The organism is Massilia putida (assembly GCF_001941825.1).
Taxonomy (GTDB): Bacteria; Pseudomonadota; Gammaproteobacteria; order Burkholderiales; family Burkholderiaceae_D; genus Telluria; species Telluria putida.
The window spans coordinates 5,932,471-5,946,815 of the sequence record NZ_CP019038.1 but is presented as its reverse complement, the minus strand read 5'-3'; the positions used below and the strand labels follow the sequence as shown (position 1 = coordinate 5,946,815).

11 protein-coding genes are annotated in these 14,345 nt (G+C 69.0%); 10 read left to right on the top strand and 1 reads right to left on the bottom strand.

Annotation, left to right across the window (positions count from 1 at the left end):
• The first annotated feature begins 66 nt into the window (after positions 1 to 66).
• The 7 genes from BVG12_RS28675 to BVG12_RS28645 are packed head-to-tail and all read left to right on the top strand — an operon-like array spanning position 67 to position 8,511.
• On the top strand, positions 67 to 1,881 hold the full coding sequence (locus tag BVG12_RS28675) for a methyl-accepting chemotaxis protein (protein WP_075795375.1): 1,815 nt from the start codon (positions 67 to 69) through the stop codon (positions 1,879 to 1,881).
• Between the two features lie 8 nt (positions 1,882 to 1,889).
• Positions 1,890 to 2,339 carry a chemotaxis protein CheW gene (locus tag BVG12_RS28670; RefSeq protein WP_075795374.1) on the top strand — a complete coding sequence of 150 codons (450 nt, stop codon included), beginning with the start codon at positions 1,890 to 1,892 and terminating at the stop codon, positions 2,337 to 2,339.
• Positions 2,336 to 3,523: a CheR family methyltransferase gene (locus tag BVG12_RS28665; RefSeq protein ID WP_075795373.1), complete on the top strand. Its 1,188-nt coding sequence runs from the start codon at positions 2,336 to 2,338 to the stop codon at positions 3,521 to 3,523. The genes BVG12_RS28670 and BVG12_RS28665 overlap by 4 nt, the downstream gene beginning before the upstream one ends.
• A complete protein-coding gene (locus BVG12_RS28660; protein ID WP_075795372.1) occupies positions 3,520 to 4,200 on the top strand; it encodes a chemotaxis protein CheW in 681 nt (226 codons plus the stop codon). The genes BVG12_RS28665 and BVG12_RS28660 overlap by 4 nt, the downstream gene beginning before the upstream one ends.
• Complete coding sequence (locus BVG12_RS28655) at positions 4,197 to 6,464, top strand: hybrid sensor histidine kinase/response regulator (RefSeq protein ID WP_075795371.1); 2,268 nt, start codon at positions 4,197 to 4,199, stop codon at positions 6,462 to 6,464. Before BVG12_RS28660 ends, BVG12_RS28655 begins: the two co-directional genes overlap by 4 nt.
• Positions 6,461 to 7,456: a chemotaxis-specific protein-glutamate methyltransferase CheB gene (gene cheB / locus BVG12_RS28650; protein WP_075795370.1), complete on the top strand. Its 996-nt coding sequence runs from the start codon at positions 6,461 to 6,463 to the stop codon at positions 7,454 to 7,456. The genes BVG12_RS28655 and cheB overlap by 4 nt, the downstream gene beginning before the upstream one ends.
• A 47-nt stretch (positions 7,457 to 7,503) precedes the next feature.
• The gene (locus BVG12_RS28645; RefSeq protein WP_075795369.1) at positions 7,504 to 8,511 is read left to right on the top strand and encodes a GGDEF domain-containing response regulator; all 1,008 of its coding nucleotides are present in this window, start codon (positions 7,504 to 7,506) and stop codon (positions 8,509 to 8,511) included.
• A gap of 3 nt (positions 8,512 to 8,514) precedes the next feature.
• On the opposite strand, the gene murB is transcribed toward BVG12_RS28645, so the two are convergent.
• On the bottom strand, positions 8,515 to 9,540 hold the full coding sequence (gene murB / locus BVG12_RS28640; RefSeq protein WP_075795368.1) for a UDP-N-acetylmuramate dehydrogenase: 1,026 nt from the start codon (positions 9,538 to 9,540) through the stop codon (positions 8,515 to 8,517).
• 249 nt (positions 9,541 to 9,789) lie between these two features.
• Here murB and BVG12_RS28635 point away from each other — a divergent pair, with 249 nt between their 5' ends.
• The 3 genes from BVG12_RS28635 to BVG12_RS28625 all read left to right on the top strand — a co-directional run bounded on the left by BVG12_RS28635 (position 9,790) and on the right by BVG12_RS28625 (position 14,221).
• Positions 9,790 to 10,275 carry a YajQ family cyclic di-GMP-binding protein gene (locus tag BVG12_RS28635; protein WP_075795367.1) on the top strand — a complete coding sequence of 162 codons (486 nt, stop codon included), beginning with the start codon at positions 9,790 to 9,792 and terminating at the stop codon, positions 10,273 to 10,275.
• Positions 10,276 to 10,444: 169 nt separating this feature from the next.
• Positions 10,445 to 11,710 (top strand): nitronate monooxygenase, encoded by a 1,266-nt coding sequence (locus BVG12_RS28630; protein ID WP_075795366.1) that lies wholly within the window; start codon positions 10,445 to 10,447, stop codon positions 11,708 to 11,710.
• A gap of 120 nt (positions 11,711 to 11,830) precedes the next feature.
• Positions 11,831 to 14,221, top strand: coding sequence for a sensor domain-containing protein (locus BVG12_RS28625; RefSeq protein ID WP_075795365.1), 2,391 nt, complete (start codon positions 11,831 to 11,833; stop codon positions 14,219 to 14,221).
• Positions 14,222 to 14,345: the final 124 nt, after the last annotated feature.

Sequence of the window (14,345 nt, the reverse complement as noted above, 5' to 3'; positions counted from 1 at the left end):
CTCGGCGGGCACGGCGTGCATCACTGCACCGGAAATTTCCGGCCAGCCTTACTTACTGGAGAGCGCATGTTTCACAATCTGACCATCAGGAACAAACTGATCGCGGGCTTCGGCGCCATCGTCGCGATCATCCTGCTCCTCTTGATCCTCGCGTATAACAATTTCGCCCGCCTGTCCGAGGCCAACCAGTGGAACCGCCATACGCTGGAGGTGCTGCTGGAGGTCGACCACATCTCCACGTCGGTGCTGCAGGTCCAGTCCTCCACGCGCGGCTACCTACTGACGGGCAACGAGACCCTCGTCGCGCCGATCCGCAACGAATACGCGACGGCACGCTCCCACCTGAAGCGCGCCCAGGCGCTTACCGTCGACAACGGCCAGCAGCAAGAGCGCCTGCGCCGGCTCGACACATTGCTCTCCACGTGGATGGACCAGGCGATCATGCCGCAGGTCGAACAGCGCCGCGGCGCGGCCCCGGCGGGCACGATGACGATGTCACCAAAAATCGAGGCCGTGGTATTGGCCGGCACGAGTTCCGTGGCCACCATGCGCGACCTGCTGGACGACATCGAAGCCGAGGAAAACCGCCTGCTGGTCCAGCGCCAGAAAGACACCGACACCCTGCGCCAGATGATGAATTCGCTGCTGACCGCGGGCGGCGTCGTGTGCGTACTGCTGGCGGCGCTCATCGCCACGCTGCTCGTGCGCGCCATCTCGCGCCCGCTGGACAGTCTGATGCGGGCGGCCGGCGAGCTTGCCGGCGGCGCGCACGGCGCCCGCGCCGAGGTCCTGTCGCGCGACGAGCTGGGCCAGGTGGCGCTGGAATTCAACCGCATGGCCCAGTCCATCGAGGACAGCCAGGCCAAGGAAATGGCGGCGACGAACACGCTGCGCGCCAAGGTCGATGCGCTGCTGGAAGTCGTCTCGAAGGCCGCGCGCGGCGACCTGACGGGCACGATCGGCATCGCGGGCAGCGATGCCATCGGCCGCCTGGGCGAAGGCCTGTCCACCATGTTCGACAACCTGCGCAGCCTCCTGAACAACGTGCAGCGGGCCGGCATCCAGGTCACCACGTCGGCCACCCAGATCGCCGCCTCCGCCCGCCAGCAGGAGGCGACGGGCATCGAACAGGCGCAGACGAGCGTCGAGGTGCTGTCGACGACGCGGGAAATCTCGGCAAACACGTCGCAGCTGCTGCGCACGATCGAGGAAGCGGGCGAGGTCGCCGACTACACGACGGCCGCCACGGCCGAGGCGCAGAACAACCTCCGGCGCATGGACCAGTCGATGCAGCAGATGGTCGCGGCCACCGATGCGATCAGCGCCAAGCTCGCGACGCTGTCGGAAAAGGCCAGCAACATCAACGGCGTGCTCACGACCATCACCAAGGTGGCGGACCAGACCAACATCTTGTCGCTGAACGCTGCGATCGAGGCCGAGAAGGCCGGCGAGGCGGGACGCGGTTTTGCCGTCGTCGCCAGCGAGATCCGGCGCCTGGCCGACCAGACGTCCGTGTCGACCTGGGACATCGAACAGATGCTGAAGGAGATGCAGTCCGCCGTGTCGGCCAGCGTCATGGGCATGGACAAATTTACCGAGGATATACGCCGCAGCGTGGACGAGGCGCGCCACGTGGCCGAACAGCTCTCCAGCATGACGGATCAGGTGGCCAAGCTGGCGCCCCGCTTCGACCTGGTGCTGCAGGGGATGCAGTCGCAGGCCGTGGGCGCCTCGCAGATCACAGAGACGATGACGCAGCTGTCCGACGCCAGCCAGCAGACCGTGGATTCGCTCAAGGCCACGAGCGAGGCCGTGTACCAGTTGCAGTACGCGGCCACGGACCTGCAGCAGTCGGTCGCCAACTTCTCCGTCAGCCAGTAAGCCCGGCCATGAAAGCGATGGTGTTCCACATCGGCGGCGAACGCTACGCACTGCCCCTTGCGGCCGTGCTGCGCGTGCTGCCCGTGGCGCGCCTGAAGGCGCTGCCGGGCGCGCCGCATTTCGTGCCCGGCCTGCTCGACCTGCACGGCGAAGCGCTGCCCGTGATCGACCTGTCGCGCCTGGCCGGCACGCCGCCCGACGCCGTGCGCTACGACACCCGCATCCTGCTCGTCGAGGTGTGGGCGGGCGGCCGTCGGCGCCGCCTGGGCCTCAAGGCCGAGCGCGTGCTCGGCGTGGCATCCATCGCCGGGCCGCTGGTCGACGCGGGCGTGGCAAGCGCGCCCTGGCTCGGCCAGGTCGCGCCCGGCGCGGACGGCATGCTGCAGCTGCTGGACCCCGACCGCCTGCTGGCGCCCGACGTCGAATCCCTGCTGTTCGGTACGGGGGACCCAACATGAACCTCACGTTCCGCTTGCGCGCCGCCACCGGCCTGGACCTGTCCGTCGCCGCCGTCGAACGGGCGGTGCGCGAGCGCATGCGGCATGCCGGCCCAGGGATCGACTACGATCCCCAACCCGGCACGGCGGAATTCGACGCCCTCGTCGACCTCGTCGTGGTGCCGGAATCCTGGATCCTGCGCGACCCCGCCGTGTTCGACGCCGCGCTGAGCTTCGTGCAGGCGCGCCTGGCGGCGCAGCCGGGGCGGTGCGTTCGCGTGCTGTCGCTGCCCTGCGCCGGCGGCGAGGAACCGTATTCGCTGGCCATGCTGCTGGCGCGCGCAGGCGTTCCGCCCGATGCGTGCCGCATCGACGCCTTCGACGTGTCGCACGCCGCCATCGCGCGCGCCTGTGCCGGCCGCTACACGCGCAACGCGTTCCGCGGCGACGACCGCGGCCTGCGGGTCCGCTTCTTCACCCAGGACGGCGACGCCTGCGTGATCGACGCGGTGCCGCGCGCCTACGTCGCCTTCGAACAGGCAAACCTGTTCGACGTCGATCCGCACCGGACAGGCACTTACGACCTCGTCATCTGCCGCAACCTGCTGATCTATTTCGACGATGCCACGCAGGCGCGGGCGGCCACGTGCCTCGGTGCGCTGCTGGCGGACGACGGCCTGCTGCTGGCGGGCCATGCCGAGGCGCCGGCCCTGTGCCGCCATGGCTTCGCGCCAGGCGGGCCGCGTGACACGTTGGCGCTGCGCAAGCAGGGCCGCGGCGCCGCGCCCGTCTTGCGGTCGGCCGTGCGCTCGACGCTGCCCCCCGTTCCGGCCGTGCCGCGTCCGGCCGCGCAGGTGGCGGTGCCGGCGCGCGCACCAGCGCCGCGCGACCTGCTGGCCGAAGCGAAGCGCCACGCGGACGCGGGCCGGCTGGCCGAGGCGGAACAATGCTGCCGCGCCGCGCTGGCGCTGCGTGCCGACGATGCCGAAGCGTGGTTCCTGCTGGGATTGACGGCCGAATGCGCGCACCGGCCGCAGGACGCGGAGCACAGCTGGCGGCGCTGCGTCTATCTCGACCCCGACCACTATGAGGCCCTGTGCGCCCTGGCCTTGCTGCTCGAACAGCGCGGCGACGCCAGCGCCGGCGCCGGCTTCCGGCGGCGCGCCGCCCGTGTCCACGCCCGCCGCGGGAGCACGACCACATGAAACAATTGCCTCTCCCGGAGTGGAAGGACGATGCCTGCTGGCGCCGCATCGGCGTGGCGGGCGACCGCAGCTGCCCCGAGCTGGCGCGCCACGTCCATTGCCGCAACTGCCCCGTGTACGCAGGCGCCGCCCAGCGCAACCTGCAGCGTCCCGTCGACGCGGCCTACCGCGAGGCGTGGGCACGCGAACTGGCGCGTCCCGAACCGCCGCCCGCCCGTACCGACGCTGCCGCCATGGTGTTTCGCGTCGGCCGCGAATGGCTGGCGGTGCAGATGGCGCTGGCCGCCGAAGTGGCGCCGCTGGCGCCCGTGCACCGCCTGCCTCACCGCAGCCGGGGTGCCCTGCTGGGCATCGTCAACGTCGGCGGCCGCCTGTTGCCGGCCGTGTCGCTCGCCCGCCTGATGGACGTGGACACGGACGGCGCCCCGCCGCCGTCCGGCCGCCACGCGTTCACGCGCCTGCTCGTGCTGGCGCTGGGCGGCCACCGCTTTGCGCTGCCGGTGGACGAGGTCCACGGCGTGCTGCGTTATGCGCAAGACGGCGTGCGGCCGCCCGCCGCCAACGTCGACCACGCGCCGCCGCCCCTCGTCGCCGGCATCGTCGCCGACGATGCCATCGAGGCCGCGCTGCTCGATACGGCGCGCCTCGGCGCGCAACTGGAGGCCCTCCTGCGATGAGCATCGATCACGAAGACCTGAGCGGCTACTCGATGCTGGACCTGTTCCGCATGGAGACGCGCGAGCAGATGCGCGTGCTGACGGACGGCCTGCTGCAGCTCGAACAAGATACGGCCGGCGCGTCCGTGCTCGAAGCGATGATGCGCGCGGCCCATTCAGTCAAGGGCGCGGCCACGATCGTCGGCCTGGACCCCGCGGTGCGCCTCGCGCATGCCGTGGAAGACGTGCTGGTGGCCGCCCAGGAAGGCCGGGCGCGCTTGGATGCGGGCGGCGTCGACGTGCTGCTGGGCGCGGTCGACATGCTGCAGCAGCTGGCGACGGAGTTGGAGCCGGGCGGGCGTGAGCCGCATGGCAACCGCCTGTCGCGCATGCTGGCGGCGCTGCGCGATCTGCACAAGAATGGCGCAACCGAACCGGCACCGGTTGCGGTCGCGGTTGCGGAACCGGTGCCGGCGGCGGCCGAGTCCCATGAATCGGCGCCCTCACCCGCCCCGGCGCGCCCGTCCACGCCGTCGCCGCCCGCCGGTAGCGACGAGCTGCTTACGCTGGCCGGCCAGGCACGCCTGCACGCCGGCCAGCTGCGGCCCTGGATCTCCCGCCTGCAGCGCTACAAACGCCACCAGCGTGGCGTGTTCGAGGCGGTGGAACAGTTGCACGAGGCGATCCGCGCGACGGGCGATGCGCGCCTGGCCGAACTCGCGCAGCGCGTCGTCGAACGAGCCGCGCCGCTGCGCGAGAACCTGCGCCGCGCGATCGACGATGCCGAGACCTACGAGCGCCGGGCGCTCGCCATGTCGGCGCGCATGGCGGACGAAGTGCTGGCGCTGCGCATGTGCCGCTTCGCCGACGGCGTGCACGCCTTGCCCCGCATGGTGCGCGACCTGGCGCGCGGTCTCGGCAAGGACGTGCGCGTGGAGATCGCGGGCGCCGACACGCTCGTCGATCGGGCCGTGCTCGCGCGCATGGAAGGGCCGCTGAACCAGTTGCTGCGCAACGCCGTCGACCACGGCATCGAGCCGCCCGCCGAGCGCACGGGGGCCGGCAAGCCGGCGCACGGCACGATCCGGCTCGAGGCGCGCCACCGCGGCGGCATGCTGTCCCTGGTCGTCGAGGACGACGGCCGCGGCGTGGATCCGGAGCGCATCCGCGCGGCCGCCGTGCGTCGCCAGGTCGCGGCACCCGCGTTCGCGCCCGTACTGACCCGGGCCGAGCTGATGGAATTCCTGTTCCTGCCCACCTTTTCGCTGAAGGACAGCGCCAACGAAATGTCCGGGCGCGGCGTCGGCCTGGACGTCGTGCAGGACACGGTGCGCGGCATGAATGGCACGGTGCGCGCGGAGTCCGTGCCGGGCGCGGGGTTTCGTACCCTGATCACGCTGCCGCTCACCCAATCGATCGTGCGCGCCCTCGTCGTGGACGTGGCCGGCGAAGCGTATGCGCTGCCGATCGCGCGCGTGGAAAGCGTGCTGCGCGTGCCGGCGGCGAGCGTGCTCACGTTGCATGGCCGCCAGTACATCAAGACCGACGACGAGGACGAGCAGGCGAATGCGCAGTTGGGCATCGTCGCGGCCGGCCAGGTGCTGGGCCTCGGCGAGGCCGTCGCCGGGACGGACCTGGCGCTGGTGGTGATCGGCACGGGACGCGAACGCTACGGACTCGCCGTCGACGCCGTGCGCGGGGAGCAGAGCCTGACCGTGCAGCCGCTCGAGCCGACGTTCGGCAAGCTGCGCGACATCGCCGCGGCGGCTCTGCTCGACGACGGCACGCCGGTGCTGATCCTCGACGTGCCCGACCTGCTGCAGTCCATCGCGCGCCTGCTCGGCGCCGGGGCCGCGCTGCGGCTGGCACCCGGCGCGCAAGCGGCCAGCGGCGGCACGCGGCGCGTGCTCGTCGTGGACGATTCGCTCACGGTGCGCGAGATGCAGCGCAAGCTGCTGGCCGCGCGCGGCTATCACGTCGACGTGGCGCTCGACGGCGAGGACGGCTGGAACCAGCTGCGCGGCGCCGACTACGACCTCGTGATCACCGACATCGACATGCCGCGCCTGGACGGCATCGGCCTCCTCGAGCGCATCCGCCGCGACCCGCGCCTGCGCCGCGTGCCGGTGATGATCGTCTCGTACAAGGACCGCCCGGAAGACCGCGCGCGCGGCCTCGAAGCGGGCGCCGACTACTATCTTGCCAAGGGCGCGTTCCACGACGCCACCCTGCTCGACGCCGTGCGTGACCTGGTCGGCACGGCCCACGGAGAAGGAACGCCATGAGGATAGGCATCGCCAATGACAGCCCGACGGCATCCGAAGCGCTGCGCCGCGCACTGGCGGCGGGCGGCGAGCACCAGGTCGCGTGGGTGGCCCGTACGGGCGCGGACGCCGTCCGCCTGTGCCGCGACCTGCCGCCCGACCTCGTGCTGATGGACCTCGCCATGCCGGTGCTGGACGGCGTCGAGGCCACCCGCCGCATCATGCGCGAAGCGCCGTGCGCGATCCTCGTCGTCACGGCAGCACCGCAGGACAATGTGGGGCAGGTATTCCGCGCGCTCGGCGCCGGCGCGCTCGACGTGACGGCCACGCCCGTGGTGCTGGGCCGCACGGGGGGCGAGGCCGCCCTGCTTGCGAAGATCCGCACGATCGCCAAGCTGATCGCGGGGACACCCGCGGCGCCGGCCGCCGCGGCGGCAGTGCCCGCGCCGGGCGGCGGCGCCGCGATCACACGCTTCGTCGCGATCGGCGCGTCGACGGGGGGACCGGTCGCGCTGGCGCGGCTGCTGGCGCGCTGGCGCCCACCGTCCGACACGGCCGCCGTCGTCGTCCAGCACATCGACCCCGCCTTCGCCACCCAGCTGGCGCGCTGGCTGGGCGAGCAGGCCGGCATCCCCGCCCGGCCGATCGCCGACGGCGACACGGTCGAAGGCGGCATCGTGCAGGTAGCCGCCAGCGATGACCACCTGCGCCTGACGCCCGGTCACCGCCTCGTCTATGATGCCCATCCGCGCGACGAAGTCTACCGGCCGTCGATCGACGTGTTCTTCCATTCGGTGGCGCGGCACTGGAACCGCAACGCCACCGGCATCCTGCTCACGGGCATGGGACGCGACGGCGCCGCCGGGCTGCTCGCCATGCGCAATGCCGGACAGGCCACGATCGCCCAGGACGAAGCCAGCAGCGCCGTGTACGGGATGCCCCGCGCGGCGGCGGAATTGGGCGCCGCAGAAAAAATTTTACCGCTCGACAACATCGCGACCGTATTAGGGTAAAATGATCTCCCCACGTCAATACACCGTCTTGTCAACGCTTTAATCCGATGTTCGCAGTGAGCCAGATCCCTCTCGCCCCCCGGGACGCCGACGATACCGTGCGCGTGCTGCTGGTCGACGACCAGCTCATCGTGGTCGAAGCCGTGCGGCGCATGCTTGCTGGCCATCCCGACATCGAATTCCATTTCGTCACCGATCCCCATGCGGCCCGCGCCGCCGCCCTGCGGCACCGTCCGACCGTGATCCTGCAGGACCTCGTCATGCAGGGTTGCGACGGCTTCGAGCTGATCCGGTCGTACAAGGACGACGACACCCTGCGCGACATCCCTGTCATCGTGCTGTCGATGCGCGAGGAAGCGAAGCTGAAGGCGCACGCGTTCGCCATCGGCGCACACGACTACCTCGTCAAGCTGCCCGACCAGCTGGAACTCCTGGCGCGCATCCGCCACCATTCGCAAGGCTACATCAGCACCCTGCAGCGCGACGCGGCCTGGCGCTCGCTGCGCGCGAGCCGGGAAGAACTGGCGCGCGCGAACGAAGAATTGCGCCGGCTGGCCGCACTGGACGGCCTGACCGGCATCGCCAACCGCCGCCGTTTCGATGAAGCCTTGCATGTGGAATGGCAGCGGGGACGGCGCCAGGGCTCGCCGCTCGCCCTGCTGCTGTGCGACGTCGACCACTTCAAGCTGTACAACGACCACCTGGGCCATCCCGCCGGCGACCTGTGTCTCAAGAAGACGGCCGCCGTGCTGACCGGCCAGCTGAAGCGCCCGGCCGACCTCGCGGCGCGCTACGGCGGCGAAGAATTCGTGCTGCTGTTACCGGACACCGACCTGGCCGGTGCCCTGCGCGTGGGCGACGCGTGCCGCGCCGGGCTCGAGCAGCTGGCACTGCCGCATCCGGGTGCGCCCTGCGGATTCGTCACGATGTCGATGGGCGTGGCCGCCATCGTGCCCGGCACCGGCGAGACCATCGAGGATCTCGTCGCGTGGGCCGACGCCGCGCTGTACGAAGCCAAGCGGAGCGGCCGCAACCGCGTGCACGCGGCAGCCTGACGGTCAGACCAGCACGGGCTCCGGCTCAAGGCGCACGCCGAAGCGGGCCGCGACGTCGTCCTGGATCGCGCGCGCGAGCGCCATGACCTCGGCGCCCGTCGCGCCCCCATTGTTGACCAGCACGAGCGCCTGCTTCGGATAGACGCCGGCCCGTCCCAGGCTTTTGCCTTTCCAGCCGCACTGGTCGATCAGCCAGCCGGCGGCCAGCTTCTCGCTGCCGTCCGGCTGCGCGTGGTGCACGAGGTCGGGCCAGCTTTCCAGCAGCGTCGCGCAGTGCTCGCGCGGCACGACCGGATTCTTGAAGAAGCTGCCGGCGTTGCCGATCTCGGCCGGATCAGGCAGCTTGCGGCGGCGGATGGCGATGACGGCGTCCGCGACCTGGCGCGGCGTCGCCGCGGCTATGCCCTGCACGGCCTGCGCCAGTTCCGCGTAGCGCAGGTTGGGTGTCCACGCGCGCGGCAGCGCGAAGGTCACGTCCAGCACGACGAGGGTGCGGCCTTCCGCATGCTTGAACACGCTGTCGCGGTAGGCGAAGCGGCAGGCGGCCGCGTCCATGTTGCGCGTCGAGCCGTCGGCGAAATCGAACACGGTCAGCGAATGAAAACGGTCCTTGACCTCGGCCCCGTACGCGCCGATGTTCTGGATGGGCGACGCGCCGACGGTGCCCGGGATCAGCGCCATGTTCTCCAGGCCGCCCAGGCCCTGGGCCAAGGTCCATTCCACGAAGGCGTGCCAGTTCTCGCCGGCCCTGGCGCGCACGAGGATGGCGTCCGCCGTCTCCCCGACGATCTCCTTGCCGAGCAACCCCATATGCAGCACGAGGGCGTCGACCTCGTCGTGCGCGATCAAGAGATTGCTGCCCCCGCCGAGCACGAGGCGCGGCAGCGCGGCCAGCGCGGGATCGCCGGCAACGACGGCCAGCTGGGCCGGATCCGTCACCCGCAGATAGCGTTTGGCGCGCGCGGGAATGCGGAAGGTGTTGAACGCGTCGAGGGGAACGTCGAGAGATAAAGGCAGGTCGGCTGGCATGGCTGAGGCAGGTAATGTTTGGCGCATTATAGTGGGGCGCGCGTTATTCAGGGCACCCCGAAAACCGTCGCGAGCGGCCGCGATGCGGTTCGGGAAGCGCAGCTGTACGGGCAGTACGGCCGGTTCGCCGCAGCGGCGCAGCGCCGGACGGCAGCCTGCGCTGCTGGTACAACACGCAGCAGGTTTTTCGCCGTGCCCTCCGTTACAATATCGGCATTCATCACCGTGCAAGACAAAAGGAAAAACACAATGCCATCGTTTGATGTCGTCTGCGAAGCAGACATGGTCGAAGTCAAGAACGCCGTCGAGCAATCCAACAAGGAAATCGGCACCCGCTTCGACTTCAAGGGCAGCTCGGCCAAGGTCGAGCAGAAGGAACGCGAGATCACCGTGTTCGGCGATTCCGACTTCCAGCTCGGCCAGGTGCGGGACGTGCTGTTGAACAAGATGACCAAGCGTAAGGTCGACGTGCGCTTCCTCGACGAGGGCAAGATCGAGAAGATCGGCGGCGACAAGGTCAAGCAAGTGCTCAAGGTGCGCAACGGCATCGAGACGGAAGACGCCAAGAAGATCACGAAGATCATCAAGGAAAGCAAGATGAAGGTGCAGGCCTCGATCCAGGGCGAGACCGTGCGCGTGACGGGCAAGGACCGCGACACGCTGCAGGAAGCCATCGCCCTGCTGCGCAAGGACGTCAAGGACCTGCCGCTGGAATTCAACAACTTCCGCGATTAAGTTTCTTCCCCACCATTGCCGCATAGCCGCACGACCGTGCGGCAAATGCTCCTCTCGGCCGATCCCGCGTGGGGTAAAATGCGGGGTGTGCGAACACGCCGGTCGCCGGCGCAACCTATAACAACAAGTCGAGTCCAGGGTCGAGGTCCCCGGTCGTCTAAGGATAGCAATGAAACGTGTTGATGATTTCCGCCTGCGTTTGGGCAACAAGGAATACGTGCCCATCATGATCGGCGGAATGGGCGTGGACATTTCCACGTCAGAACTGGCCCTGGAAGCGGCCCGGCTGGGCGGGATCGGCCACATTTCCGATGCGATGGTGCCGGACGTGTCGGACCGCAAATTCGACACCAGCTTCGTCAAGGAAAAGACCAAGCTCTACAAGTTCAACATCAACAATATGGACAAGTCGGTCGTCCAGTTCGATCTCGAACGGCTGGCCGAAGCGACCCGTCTGCACGTGGGCGCCACGATGGCCGCGAAGAAAGGCGATGGCCTCATCTTCGTGAACTGCATGGAAAAGCTGACGATGAATGCGCCGAAGGAAACGCTGCGCACCCGTCTGTCGGCGGCGCTGGATGCGGGCATCGACGGCATCACGATGTCGGCCGGCCTGCACCTGGGCTCGTTCGAGCTCATCAAGGACCATCCCCGCTTCCGCGACGCCAAGCTGGGCATCATCGTCTCGTCCGTCCGTGCGCTGCAACTGTTCCTGCGCAAGGTCTCGCGCCTGAACCGCAACCCCGACTATATCATCGTCGAAGGGCCGCTGGCCGGCGGCCACCTGGGCTTCGGCATGGAAGACTGGAAGGACTACGACCTGCACACCATCATGGACGAGATCCATGCGTACTTGAAGGCCGAGCAGCTCGACATCCCATTGATCGCGGCCGGCGGCATCTTCACGGGCAGCGACGCCGTGTCGTTCCTGGAAAAAGGCGCGGGCGGCGTGCAGGTGGCGACCCGCTTCACCGTGACCCACGAATGCGGCCTGCCGGACACGGTCAAGCAGGAATACTTCCGCGCCAGCGAGGAAGACATCATCGTCAACGGCGTCTCGCCGACGGGCTATCCGATGCGGATGCTCAAGCAGACGCCGGCGATCGGCTCGGGCATCCGCCCCGGCTGCGAGTCGTACGGCTATTTGCTGGATGCGACCGGCAATTGCGCCTACATCAATTCGTACAACCGCGAAGTGCAGGCGAACCCGGGCCAGAAGAACATCCAGGTGTTCGACAAGACCTGCCTGTGCACGCATATGCGCAACTTCAATTGCTGGACCTGCGGCGCGACGACGTACCGCCTCAAGGACACGACGCACAAGCTGTCCGACGGCACCTACCAGATCCTGTCGGCGGAACACGTGTTCAAGGATTACCAGTTCAGCGTCGACAACCAGGTCGCGCTGCCGCCGCGCCAGGAAGCGGCGGCCTGACGGGCTGACCACGGCATAAAAACGGCGCGCCTCGGCGCGCCGTTTTCGTTTCGGGACCGCGTGGAACGAACAACCTGTTCACAAGTCAAACAGATTCAATCGTGAAACCAGGAGGGCCGCATGACCGATGCCGAACCGCCCAGCCGCTGCGTCTTCCTCACCGACGGAACCGGCACCGTCCAGGCCTGGAACGATGGCTGCGCCGCCCTGTTCGGCATGACCGGGGAGCAAGTCCTCGGCCGTCCCATCATGACACTGTTCACGCCGGCCGGACGCGACGCCTGGAGCGCCGGCTGGAGCGCCCTCACCTGCCGGCCCGAAGGCGCCGAGGTGCACGTCGACCTCTGCGCATGCGAGCGCGTGCTGGAAGGCACACTGACGCTGGCGCCCCAGTACGACGCCGACGGCAAGTCGCGCGGCTGCGCCGTCGCCGTCGCGACCGGACGCGAACGGGGCGGCACGGAAGCCGAGCGGGTGGCGCGCACGCCGCTGTCCGCCGTCGTCGACATGTTTCCCGGGACCTTTTATGCGATCAACCGCGAGGGCCGCTTCGTACTCTGGAACCATAACCTCGAGCGGGTCACGGAACTTACTCCCGACGAACTGGGCGCCACGCGCGCGCTGGACCTGCTCGACCTGGACGCACGTCCGGCCGTGGCCGCGGCCATGGAGCAGATCTTCACGAAAGGCGAGGAAGTCAAGCTGGAGGTGGACTACGTGTCGCGCAGCGGACACGACATTCCCATGCTCCTGTGCGGCACGCGGCTGCGCTGCAACGGCGGCGAATACCTGTTCGGCGTGGGCGTCGACATCACCGAGCGGCGCATGCACGAACAGCAGTTGCGGCTGCGCGAGCGCGCGCTGCACGCGGCCAGCAACGGCATCGTGATCACCCGGCTCGACAACGACCAGAGCCTCATTGAATACGTGAATCCGGCCTTCGAGCGCATCACGGGCTATCGGGCGGATGAAATCATGGGCATGGACCCGCGCTTCATGGCCGCGCCCGGCATGGACCTCATCGAGCGCGCCCAGTTGCGCGAAGCGATCGCGGCGCGGGTGGGCGCCAAGGTCGTGCTGCGCAACCTGCGCAAGGACGGCGAACTGTTCTGGAACGACCTGAGCATCACGCCCGTGCAGGACGAGCACGGCGTCGTCACGCACTACATCGGCGTGCTCACCGACGTCACCGCCACCATGCTGCGCACGGCGCATCTGGAGCACGAGGTCAACCACGATGCGCTGACGGGCCTCGCCAACCGCAACCTGCTGTGGGACCGGCTGGAACAGGCGCTGCACCTGGCGCAGCGCCACAAATCGCTCGTGGCCACCGTGCTGATCGACCTCGACAACTTCAAGATGATCAACGACACCTTCGGCCACGAGGCGGGCGACGTCGTGCTCAAGGTCGTGGCGCGCCGGCTGCAGGCGTCCGTGCGCGACAGCGACACGGTGGCGCGCATGTCCGGCGACGAGTTCGTGCTGATCCTCGCCAACCAGCCGTCGCTGCGGTTCACCTTGCGCATGGTCGAGCGCCTGCGCCAGAGCTTCGCGATTCCCGTCGCCTTCAACAACCGCGAAATCCCCGTCGGCGCCAGCGTCGGCGTGTCGCTGTACCCGCACGACGGCGGCACCGCGGCCGAGCTCGTGCGCGCGGCCGACCTCGCGATGTACCACGGCAAAGGCACCGGCCGCAACGACGTCCACTTCTTCTCGGCCGACATGAAATCGACCACGGAAGCGAAGCACCGCATCGAACTGGCGCTGCGCGACGCGCTCGACAAGGACGAGCTGTTCCTGCTGTACCAGCCCCGCGTCACGTTCGACGGCAACCGCGTCGCGGGCTTCGAAGCGCTGCTGCGCTGGCGCCATCCGGACCAGGGCGTGCTGGCCCCCGCCCGCTTCCTCGCCGAAGCCGAGGACAGCGGCGTGATCGTCCCCATCGGCCAGCGCGTGCTCGACCAGGCTTGCGCGTTCGCCGCCCAGCTGTGCTCGGCGGGCTTCGAGAACATCCCTGTCACCGTGAACGTCTCGTACCGCGAATACAGCCAGCCCGGCTTTCTCGCCTGCCTGGCCGACCGCCTGACGCGCCACCGGCTGCCGCCGCGCAGCCTGCAGCTCGACCTGCGCATCGACGGCCTGATCCGCAATCCCACGCTGGGCAAGGAATTGGCCGAGCAATTGCGTACGCTGGGCGTCGACCTCTCCGTCGACGGCTTCGGCGCCGGCCTATGCGATCTCGGCTATCTGCAACAGTTGGCGGCAAGCCAGGTCAAGCTGGCGTCGCACACGGTCCAGGCGCTGACGGACGGCGGCCAGGCCGTGGCCAAGAGCCTGATCGACATCGGGCACAACCTGAACATGGAAGTGGTCGCCGAAGCCGTGGAAACCCGGCCCCAGCTGGATTTCCTGGAATCGCATGGCTGCGACCAATTCCAGGGCATCTGGTTCAGCGAGCCGCTGGCGGCCGAGGCGGCGCAGCGCATGCTGGAAGAGCAGCAGCCGGCGTGACGAGGCAATGTCCCGCCGTTCCCGGCATTGCCGGAAACGGCTCGCCGCGAAGGCGGGGATCGAATTGACTGTGCGGCGTACTTGGGTTCCCGCCAAGGCGTCCGGCCAGGGCGGGAACGACGGT